Source organism: Paenibacillus sp. ALE3 (genome assembly GCF_054113405.1).
On sequence record NZ_CM134214.1, the window covers coordinates 2,898,816 to 2,922,913 of the forward strand.

General features: G+C 44.8%; 27 protein-coding genes. 6 read left to right on the forward strand and 21 right to left on the reverse strand.

Going from position 1 to position 24,098, the window contains the following annotated elements; translation table 11 throughout:
• Positions 1-279 precede the first annotated feature (279 nt).
• Positions 280-1,983 (forward strand): acetolactate synthase AlsS, encoded by a 1,704-nt coding sequence (gene alsS, locus ACXHJ2_RS12450; RefSeq protein ID WP_185156505.1) that lies wholly within the window; start codon positions 280-282, stop codon positions 1,981-1,983.
• Between the two features lie 164 nt (positions 1,984-2,147).
• Positions 2,148-2,894, forward strand: a complete 747-nt coding sequence (gene budA / locus ACXHJ2_RS12455; RefSeq protein WP_165079958.1) for an acetolactate decarboxylase — start codon at positions 2,148-2,150, stop codon at positions 2,892-2,894.
• Between the two features lie 252 nt (positions 2,895-3,146).
• Here budA and ACXHJ2_RS12460 read toward each other — a convergent pair whose 3' ends face one another.
• The 5 genes from ACXHJ2_RS12460 to murI all read right to left on the reverse strand — a co-directional run bounded on the left by ACXHJ2_RS12460 (position 3,147) and on the right by murI (position 8,017).
• Positions 3,147-4,127 (reverse strand): S8 family peptidase, encoded by a 981-nt coding sequence (locus ACXHJ2_RS12460; RefSeq protein ID WP_165079959.1) that lies wholly within the window; start codon positions 4,125-4,127, stop codon positions 3,147-3,149.
• A gap of 194 nt (positions 4,128-4,321) precedes the next feature.
• The gene (locus tag ACXHJ2_RS12465; RefSeq protein WP_165079960.1) at positions 4,322-5,716 is read right to left on the reverse strand and encodes an MATE family efflux transporter; all 1,395 of its coding nucleotides are present in this window, start codon (positions 5,714-5,716) and stop codon (positions 4,322-4,324) included.
• 67 nt (positions 5,717-5,783) lie between these two features.
• The gene (gene fosB / locus ACXHJ2_RS12470; protein ID WP_025679014.1) at positions 5,784-6,206 is read right to left on the reverse strand and encodes a metallothiol transferase FosB; all 423 of its coding nucleotides are present in this window, start codon (positions 6,204-6,206) and stop codon (positions 5,784-5,786) included.
• Positions 6,207-6,220: 14 nt separating this feature from the next.
• The gene (locus tag ACXHJ2_RS12475; RefSeq protein ID WP_165079961.1) at positions 6,221-7,072 is read right to left on the reverse strand and encodes an aminoglycoside phosphotransferase family protein; all 852 of its coding nucleotides are present in this window, start codon (positions 7,070-7,072) and stop codon (positions 6,221-6,223) included.
• Positions 7,073-7,162: 90 nt separating this feature from the next.
• Positions 7,163-8,017, reverse strand: coding sequence for a glutamate racemase (gene murI / locus ACXHJ2_RS12480; protein ID WP_165079962.1), 855 nt, complete (start codon positions 8,015-8,017; stop codon positions 7,163-7,165).
• Positions 8,018-8,244: 227 nt separating this feature from the next.
• Here murI and ACXHJ2_RS12485 point away from each other — a divergent pair, with 227 nt between their 5' ends.
• Positions 8,245-8,871 carry an FMN-dependent NADH-azoreductase gene (locus ACXHJ2_RS12485; RefSeq protein ID WP_016821060.1) on the forward strand — a complete coding sequence of 209 codons (627 nt, stop codon included), beginning with the start codon at positions 8,245-8,247 and terminating at the stop codon, positions 8,869-8,871.
• 138 nt (positions 8,872-9,009) lie between these two features.
• Here the strand turns inward: ACXHJ2_RS12485 and ACXHJ2_RS12490 are convergent, their stop codons facing one another.
• The 8 genes from ACXHJ2_RS12490 to zwf all read right to left on the reverse strand — a co-directional run bounded on the left by ACXHJ2_RS12490 (position 9,010) and on the right by zwf (position 17,084).
• Entirely contained in the window at positions 9,010-9,519 is a 510-nt protein-coding gene (locus ACXHJ2_RS12490) for a hypothetical protein (protein WP_040101511.1), read from the reverse strand.
• 173 nt (positions 9,520-9,692) lie between these two features.
• Positions 9,693-9,848, reverse strand: a complete 156-nt coding sequence (locus ACXHJ2_RS12495; RefSeq protein ID WP_013370850.1) for a hypothetical protein — start codon at positions 9,846-9,848, stop codon at positions 9,693-9,695.
• Between the two features lie 700 nt (positions 9,849-10,548).
• The gene (locus tag ACXHJ2_RS12500; protein WP_165079963.1) at positions 10,549-11,640 is read right to left on the reverse strand and encodes a lactonase family protein; all 1,092 of its coding nucleotides are present in this window, start codon (positions 11,638-11,640) and stop codon (positions 10,549-10,551) included.
• A 69-nt stretch (positions 11,641-11,709) separates the two neighbouring features.
• Complete coding sequence (locus ACXHJ2_RS12505) at positions 11,710-12,156, reverse strand: OsmC family protein (protein ID WP_013370846.1); 447 nt, start codon at positions 12,154-12,156, stop codon at positions 11,710-11,712.
• A gap of 55 nt (positions 12,157-12,211) precedes the next feature.
• Positions 12,212-13,420 carry an MFS transporter gene (locus tag ACXHJ2_RS12510; protein WP_165079964.1) on the reverse strand — a complete coding sequence of 403 codons (1,209 nt, stop codon included), beginning with the start codon at positions 13,418-13,420 and terminating at the stop codon, positions 12,212-12,214.
• A 378-nt stretch (positions 13,421-13,798) separates the two neighbouring features.
• Positions 13,799-14,473 (reverse strand): SOS response-associated peptidase, encoded by a 675-nt coding sequence (locus ACXHJ2_RS12515; protein ID WP_165079965.1) that lies wholly within the window; start codon positions 14,471-14,473, stop codon positions 13,799-13,801.
• Positions 14,474-14,632: 159 nt separating this feature from the next.
• Positions 14,633-15,526 (reverse strand): phosphogluconate dehydrogenase (NAD(+)-dependent, decarboxylating), encoded by an 894-nt coding sequence (gene gnd, locus ACXHJ2_RS12520; protein WP_142613020.1) that lies wholly within the window; start codon positions 15,524-15,526, stop codon positions 14,633-14,635.
• Between the two features lie 55 nt (positions 15,527-15,581).
• Complete coding sequence (gene zwf / locus ACXHJ2_RS12525) at positions 15,582-17,084, reverse strand: glucose-6-phosphate dehydrogenase (RefSeq protein WP_165079966.1); 1,503 nt, start codon at positions 17,082-17,084, stop codon at positions 15,582-15,584.
• A 291-nt stretch (positions 17,085-17,375) separates the two neighbouring features.
• Here zwf and ACXHJ2_RS12530 point away from each other — a divergent pair, with 291 nt between their 5' ends.
• Positions 17,376-17,696, forward strand: a complete 321-nt coding sequence (locus ACXHJ2_RS12530; protein ID WP_014599691.1) for a winged helix-turn-helix transcriptional regulator — start codon at positions 17,376-17,378, stop codon at positions 17,694-17,696.
• Positions 17,697-17,840: 144 nt separating this feature from the next.
• Positions 17,841-18,170: a hypothetical protein gene (locus ACXHJ2_RS12535; protein ID WP_165079967.1), complete on the forward strand. Its 330-nt coding sequence runs from the start codon at positions 17,841-17,843 to the stop codon at positions 18,168-18,170.
• A 10-nt stretch (positions 18,171-18,180) separates the two neighbouring features.
• Here the strand turns inward: ACXHJ2_RS12535 and ACXHJ2_RS12540 are convergent, their stop codons facing one another.
• The 7 genes from ACXHJ2_RS12540 to ACXHJ2_RS12570 form a co-directional block, all read right to left on the reverse strand.
• The gene (locus ACXHJ2_RS12540; protein ID WP_165079968.1) at positions 18,181-19,104 is read right to left on the reverse strand and encodes an NAD(P)/FAD-dependent oxidoreductase; all 924 of its coding nucleotides are present in this window, start codon (positions 19,102-19,104) and stop codon (positions 18,181-18,183) included.
• Between the two features lie 234 nt (positions 19,105-19,338).
• Entirely contained in the window at positions 19,339-19,941 is a 603-nt protein-coding gene (locus tag ACXHJ2_RS12545; RefSeq protein ID WP_040101518.1) for a nitroreductase family protein, read from the reverse strand.
• Positions 19,942-20,047: 106 nt separating this feature from the next.
• Positions 20,048-20,326 (reverse strand): hypothetical protein, encoded by a 279-nt coding sequence (locus tag ACXHJ2_RS12550; protein ID WP_063208722.1) that lies wholly within the window; start codon positions 20,324-20,326, stop codon positions 20,048-20,050.
• Positions 20,327-20,455: 129 nt separating this feature from the next.
• The gene (locus ACXHJ2_RS12555; RefSeq protein WP_064797969.1) at positions 20,456-20,782 is read right to left on the reverse strand and encodes a (2Fe-2S) ferredoxin domain-containing protein; all 327 of its coding nucleotides are present in this window, start codon (positions 20,780-20,782) and stop codon (positions 20,456-20,458) included.
• 36 nt (positions 20,783-20,818) lie between these two features.
• Entirely contained in the window at positions 20,819-21,319 is a 501-nt protein-coding gene (locus ACXHJ2_RS12560) for a metallophosphoesterase family protein (protein WP_063208726.1), read from the reverse strand.
• 24 nt (positions 21,320-21,343) lie between these two features.
• On the reverse strand, positions 21,344-21,778 hold the full coding sequence (locus ACXHJ2_RS12565) for an Rrf2 family transcriptional regulator (protein WP_058710495.1): 435 nt from the start codon (positions 21,776-21,778) through the stop codon (positions 21,344-21,346).
• 97 nt (positions 21,779-21,875) lie between these two features.
• Complete coding sequence (locus ACXHJ2_RS12570) at positions 21,876-22,253, reverse strand: DivIVA domain-containing protein (protein WP_064797970.1); 378 nt, start codon at positions 22,251-22,253, stop codon at positions 21,876-21,878.
• A 143-nt stretch (positions 22,254-22,396) separates the two neighbouring features.
• Here ACXHJ2_RS12570 and ACXHJ2_RS12575 point away from each other — a divergent pair, with 143 nt between their 5' ends.
• Positions 22,397-22,966, forward strand: coding sequence for a TraR/DksA C4-type zinc finger protein (locus tag ACXHJ2_RS12575; RefSeq protein WP_063208730.1), 570 nt, complete (start codon positions 22,397-22,399; stop codon positions 22,964-22,966).
• A 114-nt stretch (positions 22,967-23,080) separates the two neighbouring features.
• On the opposite strand, the gene ACXHJ2_RS12580 is transcribed toward ACXHJ2_RS12575, so the two are convergent.
• Positions 23,081-24,085 (reverse strand): Gfo/Idh/MocA family protein, encoded by a 1,005-nt coding sequence (locus tag ACXHJ2_RS12580; RefSeq protein ID WP_165080174.1) that lies wholly within the window; start codon positions 24,083-24,085, stop codon positions 23,081-23,083.
• Positions 24,086-24,098: the final 13 nt, after the last annotated feature.

The window sequence follows — 24,098 nt, forward strand, 5'->3', positions numbered from 1 at the left end:
AGGAAAGTGATTTTTATCATGTGAGCGGATAAAAATGATCTCCCCCCCTTTGGGGAGATCTGTTCTTAACCCTTCTCGATAACCGAAACCACAAGAAAATTCCACAAATTTTAATTTCCGCGATAAATCAAACTTTGAAAACGTTTTATATGATTTTCTTCTTTTTTCTGAAAATTTCTTTCTTGAAAATACCAGTTATTGTATTATAATTGCAATATACATCCATTGATTTACATTGAAAGTATTTCATTGATTTATTTCACAGACGAAGAAGAAGAGGTGGTAGCATTGAGTACAAAAGTGCAAGCTGTTGAAACTAAAACTATATCCGATACAAAAGGAGCCGACCTTGTTGTCGATTGCTTGATCAAGCAAGGGGTTACCCATATTTTTGGCATTCCAGGTGCCAAAATTGATTCTGTTTTTGATGTTCTTCAAGATCGGGGGCCCGAATTGATCGTATGTCGTCATGAACAAAATGCCGCCTTTATGGCAGCGGCGGTCGGTCGATTAACCGGTAAACCGGGCGTATGCATTGTTACCTCAGGTCCAGGCGCGTCTAACTTGGCGACAGGACTTGTCACCGCGAATGCAGAAAGTGATCCTGTCGTCGCCATTGCGGGTGCAGTCCCAAGATCCGAACGCTTGAAACGCACACATCAATCTATGGATAATGCTGGACTATTCGAACCCATCACCAAGTACAGTGTTGAAGTAGAACACCCCGATAATGTACCCGAAGCAATTGCTAATGCATTTCGGATTGCGACCTCAGCCCAGCCTGGAGCCACATTTGTCAGCCTGCCGCAGGACGTGTTGACTTCGTCATCCGAAGTAACAGCCATTGAGAAGGTTTCCCTTCCCCAACTTGGAACCGCCCCTGCCGCGCTCATCAAACAAGTCGCAGACCAAATCAGAAAAGCTAAGCTGCCCGTACTTCTTCTCGGTATGAAAGCCAGCACGCCTGAAGCCACCGCAGCTATCCGTGCTCTTATTCGAGATACAGATCTGCCTGTTGTCGAAACCTTCCAGGCCGCTGGAGCCATCTCCCGTGAACTGGAAGACCACTATTTTGGAAGAGTGGGGCTGTTCCAAAATCAACCGGGTGATATGCTTCTTGGAGCCGCAGATTTGGTACTGACGATTGGCTATGATCCTATCGAATACGACCCAAAGAACTGGAACATTCCGGCAAACCGAACACTCATTCATCTGGATGACCATCAAGCCGATATTGATCATGATTATCAACCAGACTACGAATTAATCGGGAACATAGGACTGATTGTGAGTGGACTCGCAGAAGAGTTACCTACCTTAAAACTACCTAAATCCTCCTGCGACCAATTGAATCGTCTACGCCATGATCTGAACGAGCAAGCAGCTGTTCCAGCCCACAAGCATGATTTTCTGATTCATCCATTGCAATTTATTCGCACACTTCGCAGCCTGATTGATGATAACGTCACAGTCACCTGTGATGTCGGTTCACACTACATTTGGATGGCACGTTATTTCCGTTCGTATGAACCGCGGCGCCTGCTATTCAGCAACGGAATGCAGACATTGGGCGTAGCACTGCCTTGGGGGATTGCTGCTACACTCGTCAACCCTGGTCAAAAAGTCGTTTCTATTTCTGGAGACGGAGGTTTCCTTTTTTCATCCATGGAGCTGGAAACCGCTGTACGCCTTAACTCTCCGCTTGTGCATATCGTATGGAGAGATGGTACCTATGACATGGTTGCCTTTCAACAGCAGATTAAATACGGCAGAACGTCTGGAGTAAAATTTGGAGATGTCGATGTTGTCAAATATGCAGAAAGTTTTGGGGCTACCGGATTACGCGTGCACTCTCCTGAAGAACTGGAAAGCGTATTGCAGCAGGCACTTCTTACGGATGGTCCTGTGGTCGTTGATATTCCGATTGATTATCAAGATAATATCCAGTTGGGACGTAAACTGCTACCAAATCAATTAAACTAACTTTTACCAAGACTCTCTCGTGACGGTTTCGTGACAATTAAGGAACAAAACGTTATTTTTTTATAATTTTTTTGAGCTATTTGTGTTATTCACTGAAACTTTACGTTTATTATTGAAAAAGAAAGAAAATGAATGCATACAATTACAAAAGGAAGTGTATTACCATGACCGTTGCAGGACTGGAAACCAAGCAAGAAACTGATCATGATATTTACCAAACGTCCACTATGCTTGCTCTATTAGATGGTCTTTATGATGGAGTTATTGCCTTTGAAGAGCTACAAAAGCACGGGGATTTCGGAATTGGTACCTTTGATCAACTGAATGGCGAGATGATCGCGTTCGATGGTGAATTTTATCACTTGCTTCCAGACGGTACGGCCCATCGTGTAAAACCGGAAGAAACCACTCCGTTTTCCACCGTCACCTTTTTCCGCGAAGATTTCACATATACTGTTGATCATCCCATGCACCGTGAAGAGCTGGAAGCTCTGCTGCTAAAGCTGTTTCCAAGCCGGAATCTGTTCTATGCATTCCGTATGGATGGCACTTTTCGTGAAGTAAAGACACGTACCGTGCCTCATCAAGTGAAGCCTTACAAACCTTTTATCGAAGCAACCAAGTCACAGCCTACCTTTACTTTTAATGACGCTTCCGGCGTAATCACAGGCTTTTGGACACCTGCTTATGCCCAAGGGATTGGAGTAGCCGGATTTCATCTCCATTTTATCAATGATGAACGCACTGGAGGCGGGCATGTTTTTGATTTTGTTGTCGACAAGTGCACAATTCGCATTTGCCAAAAATCCAATCTACATCTTGTGCTGCCCGAAACACCAGATTACTTGACCGCCAACTTGTCCAGAGAAAATCTGGAGAAAGAAATCGCTGTTACTGAGGGTGCACAATAATTACGCATATAGCTTATCAAGGTACGGCCCCTTAGCTAGACATAAAAAAGCAAAAGATCACAGTCAGAAAATGAGGCTACTGCTCTCTGACTGTGATCTTTTTATGTAGGAAACATATATACACAATGCAGCTTATGCTCTCACTCCGGGTTACCCCACATTTGAATGCGATGTAAATGGAGGTTCTCAAATAAATGAAGCGCACAAAAAGACTCTCCGCTTAGGAGAGTCTTTATAGTCCGTTGTTACGACTTATTTAACCTTCAACGATTCTGTACTCAATATTCCCGCTACGCGTTGCGTGTCGAAAATACGGGAAAGCTCCTGCACTGCTGTCAAGTACAGCAGTCCGTTGCCCTCAAGCTTAGGAGAATTGCCGAGTGGAATTGTGCGTTTGATGAGTTGGGCGTATAATTCCGGTTCGGTGAGTTCACGCTCAAAGCTTGCATTTGCCAGCTGCTTAATCAACGCCAATGCACCTGCTACGTGCGGAGTAGCCATCGAAGTTCCGCTAAAGGTCGCATATTTTCCGCCCGGAACGGTGGACAAAATATCTTCTCCTGGCGCAACCAAATCCACCTCATTATTAGAATTACTGAATTCTGAGGCATGTCTGTCAAAGTTGATAGCACCTACGCTGATTACTTCATTATAGCAGCCGGGGTAGCCGAGCTCGTCCGTTCTATCGTCACCGTCTCCTTCATTTCCAGCTGCACAGATGACTAGGATTTGGCTGGCTACAGCCTTTTTTACTGCTTCATGAAGCTCAGGCACATCCTCAGGGCCGCCAAGCGACATCGAGATGATGTCTGCCTTTTGCTCAATCGCATAATAGATACCCTGGATAATCCAGTCATATTGACCGGAACCCCGCTTGTTTAGCACTTTGATGATGAGCAAATCCGCCTCCGGGGCGACACCAACGACACCATCCTCATTTTCCGCTGCCGCAATGGTTCCTGCCACATGTGTACCGTGACCGTTGTAATCCTTGAAAATTTCCGGATCACCTTCATCATCATCCGTGAAATTGCGGCCACCAATAATGCGTGCCTTCAGATCCGGATGGTCCGAATCACAGCCCGTGTCCAGCACCGCTACCTTTACTCCTCGGCCTCGAGTCTGGTTCCATACCGCAGGAGCCTGGATCAGCTCCACCCCTCGCGGTATTTCATTCACTTGTTGCTCCTGCTTGATCACTTGGTAAGGAATGATATGCACTTTACGTTCCATCTTATTCCCTCCTTCATGGATTCAATCGGAAACCATCCGTCTTTGAAACTTTGAAAACCTCTACTGTGTTCGAGGTTACTATATTCTAGCAATTTTTGAAAAGTTTGAACATCCCAATTTTCTTATTTTTGCAAAAAAATACAGACATCAACCAATTCAATTGGAAAATGTCTGCTCTAGTATCTCTATGAGCTTTATGCTGATTCCGCTTGTAACTCAGCCTTAGATAACAGCGATTTGTGTTGCCATTTCCGGCCTTTCCAGCGTAAATAGTGAAAAATACCTCGTACCCATTCATCGCATGCATGTGCAATCCACACACCCAGCACACCATATCCCATATGAATGCCTAGCACATATGCTAACGGGATTTTAATCCCCCACATTGAAATGATGGCCATCATTAACGGGAACTGAACATCTCCTGCTGCTCGCAAGGAGTTAATGACCACGTGGTTAAACACACGGCCCGGCTCCAGCAATATACAGAACAACAAAATCGCTGCCCCTAATTGAATGATCGCTGGCTCATCCGTAAAGATTGCCATCACTTCATATCGGAAAAAGGATACAGCCACGATCACAGCAATCGTAATGACTAGTGACCATTTCAGGCTACGTAAAAGTTGATGATATGCTTTTTCCTTGTCTCCAGCTCCAATCAGGCGAGCCACAATAATTTCGGTTCCCTCGCCGACGGCCATTCCAAATACCATAAAAAAATACACAATCGTATTCGTATAGAAATGAGTTGCAATCGCTGTTGTACCCATAAAGCTGACAAATCGGGTCACCATCATTTGACTAAGCTGATAAGAAAGCCATTCCAGCCCGGCAGGAATACCAATTTTGAGGATCGCCACCAGCTTGCTCCATTGAAGCTGTACATAATATTGGATACGAATGGGCGCACTTACACGTTTGTACAGCAGGATAAAAATCCACACACATGCTACGACGCGGCTAATAACCGTTGAAATCGCTGCTCCCGCCACTCCCATTTGCGGCAGACCAAACCAGCCGTATATGAGCAATGCATTCCCCACAACATGCAATATATTCATGCCGATGCCTACGATCATCGTATCTTTGGTAAAACCATGCGAGCGAATGACCGGCCCTGCGGTTAGCATAAGGGCTTCCAGAAACAGCGAACCCCCTGCCAGCATCATATAGATTTCTGCATTTTCCTTGATTGTCGGAGTAATATGGTAGAAGGATAATAAAAAATCCCGGCTTACGATAAACATCAAACTTAGCGCCAGGCCAAATACCAGATTAAAGGTTAGTGCCGATGCGGTAACACGGCTTGCGTCCACATGCTTTTGCGCACCCAATAACTGAGCAATGATCACACCTACTCCAAGACCAAGCAGATTGAAGAGTATAATCGTAAATTCAATCAACTGTCTGGATACACCGACAGCCGATACAACCTCATCTGAAACATGGCTCAGCATGAATGTATCCACGCTACCCATCAAAATATGAAACAGCATTTCTATGAAGATCGGCCAAGTAATTGCGAAAACCGTCATCGCTTTAACGGCCTGCGCTTGCTTGGAGCCACTTTCCTGCGACAATGACATACTTCTGTATTCCTCCGCTCCCGTATGTAAAATCAAAATTTGCTCATCATTTTTTGATAACGCTTACTCATTCATAAAAAGTCATATGTTTTTTAGCATTTTTATAATATTCCAAGCGATCCTGCAATTGTCCTGTGTGGAATTCGAACTTATGTCCATCTGGATCTGTAAAATAGACCGATCTTTTATCCTGTTCATTCCGCTCCCGTCCAGGCAATATGGTGACATTAAGTGTTCTCAGCTTGTTAAGCATACTTTCAAAATCCGCTTCCGCTACCGAAAATGCAATATGCGTGTAGGAATGATGAATTTCATTTCTCGGAATATCCTCTTCCACATTGAGAGCCAACCACATTCCTAGACAATCCAGATAAGCCAGCTTACGTCCTTTAACGAGTAGTTTTCCATCTAGTACATTCTGATAGAATTGTATAGACTTCTCCAAATTAGACACTGAAAAGCAAATGTGATTCCATCCTTGTATATTCATGCTTTCTATTCCTTTCAGCGAACCCTGTTCAGCCAGTAGTTCCACGCTTCTGTATATTGGCCTAAATCTCCCGGATGATGGCGAATGCAGGTAGCTATCCGAAAGTATAATCCCTGTAACACTTCCCTGTTCAGCTCATATTCCCCTGTCATCTCTGGCCTAAGCGTCTCTACCGCTGGCAAAATGGTATCGACGGTCAGCCTATCCGGTGAAGAACAAAAGGCGTATATCAAATCATACAGAGGCTCTCCCACTACTGGATCAGGATCAATAATACCTGTCAATGTACCATTTTCGGCAAACACAAAATTATGTACTCCGAAATCGCCATGAAGCAAATATTTAAGATTCCGTTGCGGCGATCCGGCCACAAGAGTATGGACGAACCGATGATTCTCTGGGGGTAAAACGTCTTGTATAATCTTTTCGGATTCTTTTGTTCTGTGAAGCAGAAAATCTCTCCATTCCACAAACGGATGATCCGAATAACCATACTCGCGTTCTTCTCCAAGGGATTTGTAGTGTGCAATGACTTCTGTCGCCAGACTGAGCAGCAAATCACCCTTATTTCCTTCACTATATTGCCTAGTGAATCCTGGCTTGAACGCATATACCAAATAACGATGTAGGGAATCTACATAAATCACTCGAGATAGCTTCTCAATCTGTGCATAGGTAAGTAAAAATTCTGCCTCGGCTTTTACAATCGCGGGATCATTTTGTTTAATTACATATCGTGGTCTGGTACCGTCCATAATAACAACCACTTCACTCGAAGTTCCACCAGTCAGCGGTTTGAGATTTTGCATATGGCTTTCAAACACGCCTGCTTCATAAAGCTCATTCAGGATGAATTGAATGTCCATGTAAAACCTCCCTATGCATCTGATCCATAAATAATGCGGCTGGCGCTTCGGATTGCTGATCTAGCCCACCTGTTCGCCAGCCGTTCTGTCTTAAAAATAGATTTTTTCATGCTCCGCATAGATTTCAAGCGCCCGCTCCATCTTATGGACATAGGTCTCATCCTGACTGGTGCATAGAAAAGTGACGTGTCCCTCCTGCGGTTGAACCACTTTTACCGGGGATGCCAGCAAATTACGCTCGGACAGCACCTGTTTCAAGCGTTTGACCGTTCCGTGGCTCCCATCAATGAGCTGAATATGAGAAGGCAGCAGTTCTCTCAAAATTTCCTTATAGAATGGATAATGTGTACATCCCAATACGACCGTACCATAAATATCTAGGTTAAACGAAGACAGCTTATGGTTAAAATAATTGAACAATTCTGCTTGGTCAAAATTCAACTGTTCGCAATATTGTACTAGCTCCGGCAAAGGCAGTGAGTCCACACTTCCATGATCGTCAACTCTGGATACCAGTGCTGCATAACCAGATTGTTTTAAAGTCAACGGTGTCGCCAGCACCAGAACTCTTTTACCATTGGCTCGGTTCATCTCGACCGCTGGCTTCACTGCTGGTTCCATTCCGATAATCGGAAATTTATATTCCTTCCTTAGCTCTGCCACCGCGATACTTGTAGCCGTATTGCAGGCAATCACCAATGCCTTAATATCCTCTTTTAGAATCGTTTGTACCGAAGCCTTGACATAACCAAGCACCTCTTGGGGTGTTTTCGTTCCGTAAGGAACATGAAGCGTATCCGCCATGTAAACAAAATTTTCGTTTGGCAAACGTCTTAGCGCCTCAGACAATACTGTAATTCCACCCAATCCCGAATCAAAAAAACCTATCTTCAAGCTACTCACCTTTTTTCGTTCAACTATGGTGTTATATCTTGCTGGCACCATGTTCATTTCCTTCTTCGCCTATCCAAGCATTCTCTTCATTAGACTTTACATTTAAATTTTACCGCAAAAATGATATTTTGCAAAAGAAACACGCAAATTTTACAGTGTAAAAAATAAAGTAGCTGTTCAAAGTAAATTTAATATAGAAGTGTTGACAGATATTATCTTTATATTGTAATATTACGTGGTAACTTACTAACTAAACTTACTTAGGGGGAAATAAAATCATGTCTAAAGTATTATTTGTCAAAGCTAATGATCGTACAGCTGAAGAATCCGCAACAGTTAAATTGTATAACGCATTCGTGGAAAGCTACAAGTCTTCTCACCCATCTGATGAAATCACTGAGCTGGACCTGTTCTCCGTCGAACTTCCTTATCTGAACGCTAACATGATCAACGGTACGTTCAAATCCGCAAGAGGCATGGAGCTGAATGCAGAAGAAGCTCGCCTGGCAAACATCGCTAATGGTTACCTGGATCAATTCTTGGCAGCAGACAAAGTCGTATTTGCTTTCCCACTCTGGAATATGACTATTCCAGCTGTACTGCACACATACATTGACTACCTGAACCAAGCTGGTAAAACATTCAAATACACTGCTGAAGGTCCTGTAGGTCTTGTAACTGACACTAAAGTAGCCCTGTTGAATGCAAGAGGCGGCGTTTATTCCGAAGGGCCTGCTGCTGCTGCTGAAATGTCTTTGAACTTCATGAGTAACATCTTAACCTTCTTCGGCGTAAAAGACATCGTGAAGGTTGTACTGGAAGGACATAACCAAGCTCCTGACCAAGCACAAGAGATCGTTGCTTCTGCCGTACAACGTGCAGTAGACGCAGCAAAATCGTTCTAATTATATATATGAAGAGAAGAGGATGTCCGCACCCTTTATGGGATGGATATCCTCTTTTTTTTGTTACAAAATATAAAAAACACGTACTTCCCTGATTTGTGATCAAGTAAGAAGTACGTGTCTGTATAAGCTTATTGTTTAAGGAATGAACTGCTGCACGATTTTTACAACCTTACCGTCACGAAGCGTAACATGGTATGGAAATTGGCTGAGGTCCAGAACATCCTTTTTGGCAAAATCCTTCTCAAATTGTGCCAAAGGAATGGATTCGTTCCATTGCACGTCTGTATCTTCTATATTCCCTGTGTGATCATAAATCTGCACCTCTACCGAAGCATCTGGTGCAACCTGATACACGTCATTTTGCACGGAATTGTTTACGATGTAGTAGCCATCCGGCGCTCCGTCCAATCCTGTATTTCCTTCATGCTCCACAAATGCTTTGTCTGCTGCTGCGCCTTCGTACCATTCAATCGGATCTGCTGACAAATAAATTTGTCCATCGCGAATGTCCATTTGGTTTATATATACGGTCTCCTGATTTTCAGCATCTGCAACAGGTGTGTAGCCTTGTGCTGTTGCCCCTGCCGTCGTAATCAGCATCATCATCAAAGTCAATACGGTCCATTTCGAAGCTAATTTCATCATGTCTGATCTCTCCTTGCCGTTTGGGTATGTACACGGTGTCTGTAAGCTTCATTACCCTTGTGTACCTATCATAAACTTTGAACGGTTAAAAAGTGTATCAGATACATAAAAAATAAGTTACGATTTTTTAAGACTTGGTCTTAAAACTTGATGACATGTCCTATTTACCTTTGTTATTTTAGTAATCCCACCTGACGTGCCTGTTCCTCGGTGAGAATAAACTCTTCATTTTGCCATACCTCGTCCTCTTTGGTTACAGCAAACATCCCCATAATCTCTGTCCAGATTCCTTTGTCGGCGGCTTCCTTTTGTGTAATGATTATTTTCATTTGAATCCCTCTCTCTTTTTAGAATACGTGCAATGTGTGTAACCCACTGCGCAAATAGATGGTTTCTCCGATCGCTGCTCCAAACCCATCTGTCCGCTTCGTACTCAGCTTATCCTTGTCATCCTCATTTTTCATAAGTTTGTCTCAAAACAACAACCATCTAGTAAACTAGTACCGATGCTCAGCTAAAATGTAAATTTTTATAAAAATACCCAACTTCTATATGGAGTCACAGTGCCTGTCCTAAATTTACAAATGGGATAACTGTTCTGCTTATAACATATGTACCCTTTTCTTACCGAAATTATTCGTATCTTATTTATGATCTTAAAACTTCAGAATAATTTTGTAAGCAATGACCTTTCTTAGAAGTGACTAAGCGCTAAAATAAAAACGGCTGCAGGTTATCCTACGAGCCGTTTCTACTAATAAATTTTTATGCCTAGTTAATTCACCGAAACCATCAACATATGCAAATTCATTTTTTCTGTATAAACAAGTGATTGCCAAAAGAAATAAAGCAGCGGAGAGGACGGAATTGTCTGAAGAAGCGGAGCGTTCGCCTTTGCCCCCGGATTTCTACCCTTGAACATACAACCAAGAAATCCGGGGCAACAGCGACCGGAAGAATAATCCGTTCTCGTAGTGAACACAAGCCGCATACCGTCACTTTAGCACTCCGCATGATATAGAAGTTGCCCTATTTTGACACGGAAAAGTAAAAAGGCTGCACGCATACTGGTTTGGACACAGTTACTTGTTGTCCGGTGTAGGTTAAGCGACCGCTTGCTTTGTCCACTTTGAAGGTAACAATATTGTTGGTGTCGCGGTTAGCCACGAGCATATAGTCACCATTAGGTGTCAAAGCAAAATGACGCGGATGCTCGCCTTCGACAGATACATGCTCAACCAAGCTCAACTTGCCAGTGGCTCCATCTACAGCGTATACCACGATGCTATCATGTCCACGGTTGGAACCGTACAGATAAGCGCCATCCTGTGAGATCGCAATTTCTGCAGTTGTGTTTTCGCCAGTAAAGTCAGACGGCAATGTCGGTACGCTCTCAAGCTCAGTAAGCTTGCCAGCTTCTGCATCATATGCGAAAGAAGTAATGGAAGAATCCACTTCATTAATAACAAAAGCAAATTTACCGTTCGGGTGGAACGTCAAGTGACGTGGGCCTGCACCTGCATGGGTTTTCGTTTCACCGTGCAGCACCAGTTGCCCTTTGCTGTCATCAATGGTATAAATACGGATCAGATCCAGTCCAAGATCTTGTACGAACAGGAAGCGGCCGTCCGGGCTAAAGAAACTGGAATGTGGATGTGGACGATCCTGACGCTCAGGATGCGCTCCTTTGCCCTCGTGCTGTTTTACATCCAGCAATTCACCGATACGCCCGTCCTCAGTCAGGGATACCAGTCCTACCATACCTCCGTGGTAGCTGACTACAATCAGGTAACGATCGGATGGATCACGTTGAATGTGGCATGTTGTGGAGCCTACGTTTTCCGCGCGATTCAGCAAAGTGAATGTGCCTTTAACCGGGTCAATTTCAAAAGCAGAGGCTTCGCCTACCTTCGCTCCTGCAGCGGAAGTCGTCTCGCCAATGGAATACAGCTTCCGATTTTTAACGTCTACATTTAGAAATGTAGGATTTTTCAAGCCGGAGAACTCACCCTGTAGTGTCAGGGCTCCTGTCTGTTCATTAAAAGTATACGAATAAACTCCGTTACCTTCCAATTCGGCGTAAGAGCCTGCGAATACGAGCAATTTTTGTTGTGCTGTCATGGTTGTGTCCTCCTTGGATTAAAAAAATGACGGGCAATTGGAATGATTGCTCCTGTTACAGATACTGCTTTAAGAGGCACGCTTCACCACAGGTTCTGTAGACAATGCTACATTTCCTGCTACGGCACGCGAGATCATGCATGAGGTTTCAGCCTGCTCTGCAAGGCGCAATGCTTGTTCGATTTGCGATTCTGTTGCATCGACGGACAATAGAACTCGTGGACGATGCACGATTCGGCGATATGTAAAAATGTTGTTCGTTACATCGACAATCCCTTCGGATTCCAGTGCCAATGATACCACCGGGAGACTGGCACGCTCCATCATCGCCGCCAAAGTAATCAAATAGCAGGTAGCAGCTGCTCCGAGCAGCATTTCATCCGGATTGGTGCCCACACCAGGGCCTCCCATCTCAGCCGGAATCGAAATCGCTGTCCGCAACTGTCCGGCCTCAATACGCCCATCGCTGTTGCGTCCCCCGTTCCAGTCTGCCTTGAGCAGAAAGGTATGCTCCATTTCAGGTCACTCCTCTCTCTTGTATTATGAATGTTTACACAGGTGAATGTAAAGGTTAGTCAATCTCCTGATTTTTAGTTTCGGTACCCAGCAACCATACAGCAGCTGCTCCGATCAGGATCGCTACGAAAAAAATCGCAAAGATAGATGGTAACGCTATGCCTTGTCCTACGAGTATACCTACCACAAAAGGCCCGATCACGCCGCCAATACGGCCAAATGCAGCTGCCATACCCACACCGGTAGAACGAGCAGACGTTGGGTACAGCTCCGGGGTATAAGCATACATGGCTCCCCATGCACCGAGATTAAAGAAAGACAGGCAGATACCAGCAGCCAACAACATCCCTGCCGTTTCCGATGTTCCAAACCAAATAGCTGACACTGCCGTGAGCAACAAGTAGATGATCAGTACAAATTTGCGACCCAGCTTTTCAATCAGATAGGCAGCGGTAAAATAACCTGGTAATTGTGCAAGTGTCATGATTAGGACATACTCAAAGCTTTTAACCAGCTCAAATCCCTTCATAAACATCATGCTTGGCAACCACAGGAACATGCCATAATATGAAAATACAACTGTAAACCATAAAATCCACAGCATTAGCGTAGACTTGCGATGGGGTCCCGACCAAATCGCAGCCAAGCGTGCACGTAACGGAAGTTTGACGCTTTGCTGCTTGTATCGCGGTGAATCCTCAATAGCTTTGCGCAAATAAAGAGCGTACAGCGCAGGTACTGCGCCGAGAATAAATGCCATTTGCCAACCGTATTTCGGAATAACAAAATAAGCAATAAGAGCCGAAAGAATCCAGCCTGCCGCCCAAAAGCTTTCCAGCAACACAACTGCTCTTCCTCGTTCTTTTACAGGCACTGATTCTGACACCAGCGTCGAAGCAACAGGCAATTCCCCGCCCAAGCCTGCACCAGCAATAAAACGCAGCACCAGCAGCATTCCGAGACCTGTCGCAAAAGCGGATAAGCCACTGGCAATGGAAAAGATCAACAGTGTCCACACTAATATGGCGCGTCTGCCGTAACGATCCGCCAAAATCCCCGCCAAAGCGGCCCCGAACACCATTCCTATTGAATTCATCGCAGTCAGCAGACCAATCTGCTCTGATTGGAGATGCCACTCCTTAGCCAAAGCTGCCACTATAAATGAAAGCAGTCCCACATCCATAGCATCAAACAGCCAGCTAAGGCCTGCGCTAAATAGCAATTTTCTTTTTTTAGCTGGGGGTAATGAAGTTAATTCACTCATGATTCGCTCTCCCTTAAAAATGCATCGTATGTAGACGTATATTCAGGTGTCTTGTCACCCGTAGCCCAGCATCTATTGTACCGCAAGCTTCCTGAATCTGCGAGCTTTTAATGCAAAAAAAACGGAAGATTGCCTACGGCAATTCTCCCGCCTTCTGGAACCTGTCAGTTACCGGTTTTGGACCAGACCGATGATCGTCACCATGAGCACCAGCAGCTGGATGAGTGTATCGTTACTCATTCCAATCGCCTCCATCCCATATGAGATACTCCTTCGGCCGTTTCCCCTCTCCCCGGATTATGACGCTTGTTCCCCAATACATACCTATGCAGGTGGCGGGAATCTTATGATCAATAATGGATACAAATCTTCATACATTTAAGGTTTAATCCAGGAGCACTGTAAATCCATTTCCTGAATGCATTCACGGCTATCATGTTCATCATTGGCCACCAGCGGGGTCACCGGATAGATGCTCATACCACCTTGCTCATAAGTGCGTAATAAGGGCAGCAGCTCATCAATGTTCTGGATCGACGGATCTAGCCATGAATCTATTTGGTCTGCTTCCAAAATAGCGGGCATCCGGCTGTCAAATTCACGTATATCCGTATTGGCCTGAACTGTCATCATCGTACAGGTGCGTAACGGCTCCTTTCGGCTATCCTGCCATATTTCATAGAGCCCCGCGACCGCAAACATTTTCTGTTCCGGCAATACCACTCGGACAGCACACATGCGTTTGCCTAATTTTCGCCAATAATAAAAACCATTACAAGGAATAATACAGCGGCGGGTTTCCGCCATCTTCCGATAACTAGGATTTACCCGAACAGTATTCAGGTCTGCATTAACACAATCCTTACCCCAATAAGGAATAAATCCCCAGCGAAATTCATCAAGCACCCGTTCTCCATCCTGATGCAGCACAATTGGAACATGCTGGGTGGGACTCATGTTATAACGTGTTTTATAATAATACATCACACGTTGTATACCAAAATGATCCCTTACCTCATCCAAATCAGCCGATAACGAAAATCTTTTGCACATATGCAATTCATCCTTCCGCCTTTTTTTACCTATTGTGCGGATATACAAGGAAAAATATGCATAAGCGAGGATTTTACAAAAACCTGATGATCAAAATATATAGCAATATCCCCGCAGTCATAAAGATACGGGGATAGATGCTAACTTATAACGTTATTATTACTTCTTTTCTACAGCATGGCCGCCAAATTCATTACGCAGCGCTGCGACTACTTTTCCGTTGAATGTATCGACATCCAGCGAACGGTAGCGCATCAGCAAGGACAAGGCAATGACCGGAGTTGCTGCCTGAAGGTCCAGCGCTTCCTCAACCGTCCATTTACCTTCACCGGAAGAGTGCATAACCCCGCGGATTTCGTCCAGGTTTGCATCTTTGGAAAATGCGCGTTCAGTCAATCCCATCAGCCAAGAGCGGATAACGGAACCATTGTTCCACACGCGCGCTACTTGTTCATAATCAAAGTCAAAGTTGCTTTTCTCAAGTACTTCAAAGCCTTCACCAATGGAAGCCATCATACCGTATTCCACACCATTGTGAACCATTTTCAGAAAATGTCCGCTACCGGATTTACCTGCATACAAATAACCATTTTCCACCGCTGTATCGCGGAAAATCGGCTCAACAACTGCCCAGGCTTCTGGATCGCCACCGATCATGTAACAAGCACCATTGCGTGCACCTTCCATCCCGCCGGAAGTTCCTGCATCCATGAAGCTGATACCGTATTCTTTCAGACGAGCATGGCGAGCAATGGATTCTTTGTAATGAGAATTTCCGCCTTCAATAATGATGTCCCCTTTGGACAACATGGGTTGAAGCTGATCCAGCACAGAATCCACGATTTGGTGAGGAACCATGATCCACAGTACTCTCGGGGATTGAGTTGCTTGCACAAGCTCTTCCAAAGTAGAAGCACCTGTAGCTCCATAGTCCTTCATTTCTTGGATTGCAGCTGCATTGACGTCGTAAGCTACAACTTCGTGCTTATGATCGATCAAGTTTTTACCAAGATTCAAACCCATTTTTCCCAAACCAATTAATCCTACTTGCATTATAAAGGCCTCCTGCCGTAGCAAAATATATTTTTGTACCTACTTTTGGGTTGGATTAAGAACGAACGACTGCTTTTTCAGCACTTTCGGACTTTTCGTCCAACCACCATGTAAAGCCTTGCTCTTCCAACAATTTATCAGAAGCTGCTGGGCCGTAAGAGCCTGCCGCATACGTGTGAAGCGGAACTTCGCCACGGGCAAAGGCTTCGAGTACGGGTTGAACCCACACCCATGAAAGCTCCACTTCGTTCCAATGAGCAAAAAAGGTGGAATCGCCGCGCAGCGCATCAAAGATGAGACGTTCATAGGCTTCTGGAACATCCTTGGCCTCGGAATGATAATTCATCAGAACCGTCTCTAACTGGCCGTTGTTTAGCGGATCTCTACTGTTGAGACGAAGCGTTACCTTTTCATCCGGGTTAACATGGATGATCAGCAAGTTCGGGTCTGTCGGTTGCCCTTGAGCAGCATAAGGGTCTGTAATATCCTTTTTAAATTCCACGACGATACGAGTGGATTTTTCTTTCATTCGTTTACCAGTACGAATATAGAACGGCACACCCGACCATTGTTCATTGTCAATCCAAAGGCGGGCTGAAATGAACGTATCATTTTGCGAATCAGGTCCGATGTCTGGCTCCTCTTTATAGGAAGGAACTGCTTTTCTGTTGATCTCACCTGCGGTATATTGTCCTCTAACTACGTTGGAAGCAATATCGGAAGGATCAAGGGCACGAAGCGCGTTCATTACCTTACTTTTTTCGTCCCGCACTTGATCTGCTGTGATATGTCCCGGCTTGTTCATAGCCGTCATCATCAGCACCTGCAGCATGTGATTTTGTACCATATCACGAATAGCGCCGGAGTGATCGTAGTACCCTGCTCGCTCCTCTACGCCTACAGTCTCAGAAGCGGTAATTTGTATATTAGCAATGTATTGATTGTTCCATACCCCTTGAAGCAATGGATTAGCAAATTTCAAGGCTTCGAGGTTTTGAACCATCGGCTTACCTAAGTAATGGTCAATACGATAAATCTCATCCTCAGCAAAGGTTCTGCTCAGGCGATCATTCAGCTCACGAGCCGATTCCAAATCATGCCCAAATGGTTTTTCAATAATGAGTCGTTTCCAACCCTTTGTTTCAGCCAAACCGCTTTCGCGAATGTTATGGGCAATCACATCAAAAAATTCCGGTGCCACCGATAAGTAAAACATGCGGTTCCCCGGAATTCCCAAGTCATTTTCACGTTGCTCAGCAAGCTGTAGCAGCTTTTTATAATCTTCCGGGTGGTTAACGTTCAATGCACAGTAACGGAAAGCACTTAAGAACTGATCCATCTGTGCACGGTCATCGTTCACATGTCTGGAAAAATCCTTAATGGATTGCTCTACATTACTTTGAAATTGCTCGTTAGCCACTTCACGACGCCCCATCCCAATTACAGAAAAGGAAGCCGGAATTTTACCTTCTACAAACAAATTATACAAGGCAGGGTAAATTTTGCGTTTGGCCAAATCCCCTGTCGCTCCAAATAAGACAAATGTCATCGAATCCATGAAATATTCCTTCTTCCCATTATAAAAGATGAGGTTATTAAAAGTTACCTGAGGAATTAACGTAACCCATAATACACCCAAAATAAGGGGCAAGTCAATCAAATTTTAGCGAAATCGTGAACATTCGATATATCCTGTAATGATAACGTTTTCTGTGGTATGATTGATGATATGAAAGAGAAAAAACTGTTAAAATTGTCACAGTTGATACAAAGCATTATAGTTACTATTGGTATACAGAGTTACTTTTAGTATACTGTTTAAAACAACAATGAAATTGAGGGGATTCAGATGAGCGACGACAGGCAGCCTAAGCTTTTGTGCGGTAAGGTAGAACAGTCCTTTCAGATCATCAGCAAAAAATGGACCGCTCTCATCATTCATACTTTGATGGAACATCCCAAACGATTTAGTGAAATTCAAGTTTCCATACCTGATCTTAGCAAACGCATGCTGAACGAGCGCATCAAGGAGCTAGAGCTTTCGGGCTTAATCCTTCGCAATGTCATCACAGAACGGCCTGTGCGTACCGAATATTCGCTGACACGTAAAGGTAAAGAGCTAGGTGATGCATTGAATGGTGTGGAGAGCTGGGCCGAAAGATGGCTCTAAAACCAATAACAGGAGATCGCCACTCGCTCTCCTGTTATTGTGTTACTCCATGTGGATCATAATACAAGCAGTAAAACGTAAATAATGGGACAATCGCAGCAATAGCACATGATTTCAGGAATGAGCCAGGAAAGGATGAGACCGATGGCATTTGGCATTACCCGGCAGGAACTGCTGAGCTGGAAAAGAGAAGTCAGCCGTGGCGAAATTGCTTTTCTTACGCATTACTGGCTGGATGACCGTTTTCCAGGCATTACAACGGTCACCAAGGTGGGCTGTTCTGACTTGGATAAGCTGCGCTTATGGTGCAACCATAACGGATTGGACCCTCAATATATACATCAGCGTCAGCCCTATCCTCATTTTGATCTCATCGGTACCAAACAGACGGAAATTTTACGCAAGTATGGCATGAGCGAGCAGTTAAGACGCTTCGAACCTCATCTTCAACCAAGTACACACCCTTCGTTCTAAACCGCAGCTCTCAGAGTTGCGGTACTTTTGTTTTCATCCCGGATAATACCTTGTGTATCCAGATTGCTGACATCGCTCCTTCTCCCATCGCTACAGTCGCTTGCTCGGCATGAGCCCCTAAGTCTCCGGCAACCCATACATTCTCTACATTGGTCATTTTGCTGCGGGGATGAGTCTCAACATGCTTGTTGTGCAGCAGACGGACACCTAGTTGCTCCGCCAGCTCTGAATGAACATGGTTGCTTCCAAAAGCTAAGAAGCCCCGTTCTGCTCGAACGACTTGTCCATCAGCCAACTGCACTCCCTCAAAACAGCCCGGTTGTCCGGTGATAATCTCAATAATGGCTGACTCCTTATATTCGATCCCTTTTTCCCGCAGCTTGACGATCAGCTCGTTCGGTACTTCTGAACGCTCATGATTGACATAAACCAGTTGATCGGTACGTGCTGACAAAATTAAAGCCATGGAAGCTCCCGCTTTGCCCGCCCCCATCACGACCGTCCTGCGATCCTGGACCTCGTATCCGTCACAGTCCGGGCATACATACACACTGTTGCCCAAGCAGGCTTGTAACCCTTCCAGTTTTGGAAAACGGTCCGTTAGCCCTGTGGCTAATAATAGCGTTTTTGACGTATATACTAAACCTGTCTCCACTTCAATGTTAAAAAGCTCATCTCGCTTGATCGCTTTTAGCGCCTTGCCATCAATAAATTCTGCGCCTAGCTTCGTGGCTTCACTACGTCCGAGTCGTCGTAGCTCGTCACCAGAAATTCCGTCTGGAAAGCCCAAAATATTATGATACTGTTGGCACAGCGTTGATCGACCATAGCCCGAATCTATCACAAGTACCCGATGACTGCTGTATCTGCCCAATTGAATCGCTGCTTGCAGTCCGGCGATCCCCCCACCGACAATAATGCAATCGTAGTTCATGCCATAATTCCTCCTTCAAATGCGCGCAAATAAACATCTACAAAAAAGCAATCACACTTATGTAAACTTCTCATCCAATTTCAAACATAATATCACCTATTTACAGATGAATTAACCTTGTTCCCCATGGTCAAAAAGGTCACATTCCTTAAAAAATGGAATGGCAAACAGCACTGTGGATTATCCGCAGTGCTGTTCTCAGATCGAATCTGACTCATTATACTATTGTAATCATTATTTAAATGTTTTTACGCGTTCTTCAATAGGTTGGAATTCCTTGTCGCCTGGTTGGAAGGTCGGTTTACCAAATGGCATTTCAGCAATCAGTTTCCAATGCTCAGGAATGTTCCATTCGTTTTTCACTTTTTCATCGATCAGTGGGTTGTAATGCTGAAGGGACGCACCGAGTCCTTCTTGCTCCAGAGCCGTCCATACCACCAATTGCAGCATGCCGTTAGATTGATTGGCCCAGATTGGGAAATTGTCCGCATATGCTTCAAATTGTTGTTGCAGACCAGCGATCACGTTGTTGTCTTCAAAAAACAACACTGTTCCGTAACCGCTGCGGAAACCATTCATTTTCTCAGCAGTAGATTTGAATTGTTCTTCATTGCCTACCACTTCCCGCAAAATATCTTCTGTAATATTCCACAGTTTGTCATGATGCTCTCCGAGCAACACTACAGCGCGTGAAGTTTGGGAGTTGAAAGAAGTAGGTGTATACTTCACAGCTTCCTCTACAATCTCTTGAATTCGTTGGTCAGAAATTACTTGTTCTTTGCTAATGCCATAATAGGAGCGTCTGTCTTTTAGCGCTGTGAAGAAGTCTTTAGTCATTTTGTTACCTCCTGAGAAAAATTAATTACTTTTCGTAACTTAATATACATCCTACATATCTTAAAGTCAAGAGATTTCTTTTTAAATATTACCAGTTAGTTGAAAATTATACGTTGCCATTATATTTTTTCTCACTGGAAGAGGTGTGCTTGGTTACATCCTTGTCTCTCTCCTCCTGTCTTTCCATCTTTAAATCCTCTACGGGAATGGCATCTACTGTCTGCTCAATTTCAAACCTGTCGAATAAGCTTTCCTGATCTGTTGGATACTGTTCCGCATGATCACGATTAATCGGCTGATTCTGATGTTTAGACTCCGTCGTTTCTCTCCCCGTCTGGTCTTTTTGCTCATTCTTACCGTGTAGATTATCTTCAAATGGGGTCATCTTTCTTCCCTCCCTATCGGATTGTGTTCACAGTATACTTTTACCTTTCAAATCGGGGATTAAACGCAAAAAAGAGAAAACCTCCGAAAGATTTTCTCTACACATGTTCTTTATTAATAGTTAACTGGATTATTCCGAGCTGGATTTACGTGTACACTCATGAAAAAGATGAGGCTCCAGCTTCTCTCCCGCTACGAGCTTCTGCACCAACTCTGTACCTGAGGCCGGGGTCATTTGACCATACCAGTCCCCTTGCGGATATACGATTACAACGGCCGCATCATGGCAGCGCCCATTACAACGAGTTCTGGTTGTGTGAATATAGGCTTCTGCTTGTTGTTTACGAATTTCATCCCGAATTGCTTGGGTAACTTCTTCACCCTCATGTCGCAGACATGTGCCTCCATTGCAGATCAACACATGATGCTTCATCGGTTCTAAATCAAAAATAGCCATAGCTTCCCCTTTAATCAACAGTTGTTGGTTTTTAAATTAACGTTTATCTGGATAAAGAACAAGCTGTGCTTCCATCCGCCCGCCTTCAATCGTCAGCACGATAAATGAATATTCGTCTTCACCGCGTTTGTCCGTCGGAGACCCGGGGTTAAGGACAAGCAGATGATCTATCTTTTTGACCACAGGAATATGGGAATGTCCATAAATCAGGCAATCCAGTGTTTCTCCCTTAAACGTGTTTAACGCGATATTTTCTGTCGAGCCGCGCCAGCCATGACCATGAACCATGCCGATTCGCTTGCCTTGGGCTTCAACGATTCGTTGATAACCTAGACGCTCCACGATGTCGGTTCCATCATTGTTTCCAGCTATGCCTTGCACAGGCGCAAATTCAGCTAGACATTCATAGACGAACCAATCCGTCCAATCTCCGGCGTGGAGAATAAGGTCACTGCCCTTTAGCTCCTGTACAAGCCGACTAGGCAGCGTTTTGCTTCTATGCGGCATATGAGTGTCTGAAAGTACGATGATTTTCATATCAATTTCTCCTTAGCGGCGTCATTACACGGATGAACTTTGTTGCCCAACCCGCTGCTTGAGAGCCTGCTCCAGATCACGCAACGTAACGGTCTCGAAAAACGCCTGTATTTTCTGCTCTGCCACGGTGTATAAACCATCCAACAAAGCGTCTATGTTCCTGCCAACCTCGCAATTACAGTTGCTGTCGGTATGAATGGCGAACAGCGGACCTTCATCCTTGGTTGCTTCATAGATCATTTTCAGATTGATGTTGGAACTTGACATGCTTAGACGAAAGCCGCGCGCTCCTGGCGACGAATCCACCAGACCCGCTTGCTTGAGCCGGCTCATAATTCTTCTCACAACTACCGGATTGGTATTAATGCTGGAAGCAATAAGTGACGAAGTCATTCGCTCGGGTGCTCCTTCAGCCAGAAGAAGCAGACAATGGATACTAACGGAAAAATGGGTACTCATGTTAACCACCTTTATATGTGTGCCTCATTAAATATTTGGTAAAATGCATGTTTACATCATACCACATTAGGGTCAGCGACACAGTGCTTACTACTCCTTACTCGGGAAAAAAGTCATTTTCAGGGCGTACTCGCACTTTTAATTGGCGCACACTATATTCTAGCTGCTTGATGATATCTTCCAGTTGACGACGGTCAAGTGCATTAAAGTCGGCGGCAGGCTTGGGTGCATTTTTCAAATCACGTATGGTTGCCTGCTGCTCCTGCCACTTGTCCATCAGGTCGGCTATATTCGCATAAAAGCGTTCGTAATCCTTGATCACTTCATCCAGAAAGGCATCTACCTCGTCTGGATCATAGCCACGCATTTTATTTTTAAACTGTTTCTCATGAATGGAGAGCGCGTCCAGCTGAATGCCCAGTTGTTTAAACAACTGCTTTTGCTTATCCAGACGACGCTTCATATGTTCATCCATCGGTTTTCCCTCCTTAACACACTATTCTTTTTATATCACATTCTAGGCTGGGAATAAAAGTCTCTGCTGATTGCGCTGCCTTATGAACGGGTATAAAAAAGCATACGCGCCACTCATACAGACCATGAAGGGGAGAGATGATCATGAAACATTTGAACGATTCGCAGCTTGCAGAGCTGAAACATATGTTGCTGGAGCAGAAAAAGGATTTAGAAAAGCATTTTAAGCAAAACGGTCAAGAAAATACGCAATTGGGAGAAGCACTGACAGATTCCACAGGTGAGCTCTCGTCCTACGATAACCACCCCGCTGATATAGGGACGGAAACCTTTGAACGATCCCGTGATCTGGCGATTAATGAGTCGCTGGAGAACGAGCTGGAGCAGGTCAATGCAGCCTTGCAACGGATGCAGGACGGAACGTATGGAATATGTGTGGAGAGCGGCGAAGAAATTCCTTTTGAACGGTTGCAGGCCATTCCATATACCGCCTATACCGTCGAGCACACTCCAAATCGAGAATTATCAAATGACCGCCCAATCGAGGAACAGGTTATGACTCCGCCACCCAAAGGTGCAGGTGAGGTTCGCCAACGGAATGCAGGGCGATTTGACGATGCGGGCGCATGGGACGCGGTGGAAAAATACGGCACATCAAACTCGCCTGCGACAGCCGCCAAGCGTGATGTCACAGATTATGATGAAAATATGTGATGCTAGCATGTGCAAAAGTTCATTGAAGATATCTATGTATTGGTTCATCTAAAAAAGCAGCTTGTCCATAGACAGGCTGCTTTTCTATGTCTTCCGAAAATACGATGATCTCGCTTACCCAATTTCTATCCGCTTTCGACTGCGAGCTGACCCAATACAAGCGTCGATTACCTTCATATTGCTCACCGCATCTTCTGGCTCATATGGCAACGGGATACCGTCAAGCACCGCTTCGGCAAAAGCATCTGCTTGCAATTCAAAAGAATTAAAACCTTTCAAACGTTCCTCACGCGTAACCGAGCCGACATGAACGAAAATCTGCGGTACGACAGACGTTCTTTCCCAACCGAACATTTTGGGCATAGCAATCGTACCCTTGCTACCGAGAATTTCCATATTGGAACGGTTGGCTGCCCACATACCACAATCGAAGGTAAGGTTGACTCCACCCGGAAATTCCAGCAGGCCGGAAGCCATCATATCAACGTTGTCATGCTCGGGGGAAAATAAAGCATGTACCGTCACTGCCTCCGGCTCCCGATCCAAATACATACGAGCGGCTGAGATCGGATACACGCCCACATCATATAACGAGCCGCCGCCCATGCTTTTATTAAAGCGTACATTGTCTGCCTGATCGGTATTGTTAAATGTAAACGTACAATGAATGCCGCGAATGTCACCAATTTCCCCACTATTGATGATTTCCTTAATTCTTCGATGTTTGGGATGATAGCGATACATAAAAGCTTCCGCAAACGTCACTCCTGCCCGGCGACACGCTTCAATCATACGGCTTGTTCCGGCCGAGCTAAGAGAAGACGGTTTTTCACACAAAACATGCTTCCCGGCCTCCGCGGCCTTAATGGTCCACTCTTCATGCAAATGGTTCGGTAACGGGATATACACCGCTCCGATGTCAGGATCTGCCAACAGCTCGTCATAGCTTCCATAACTTCTCGGAATATCGAACTCCCGGGCAGCCTCGGCGGCTTTATCCACATCACGACTGGCAATGCCTAGCACTTCTCCGCGTTCGGACTGCTGAATCGCCGGAATTACAGCAATTCTAGCGATCTCCGCCGTGCCTAAAATGCCCCATTTCAGCTTTCTACCCATCATTCTCATCCTT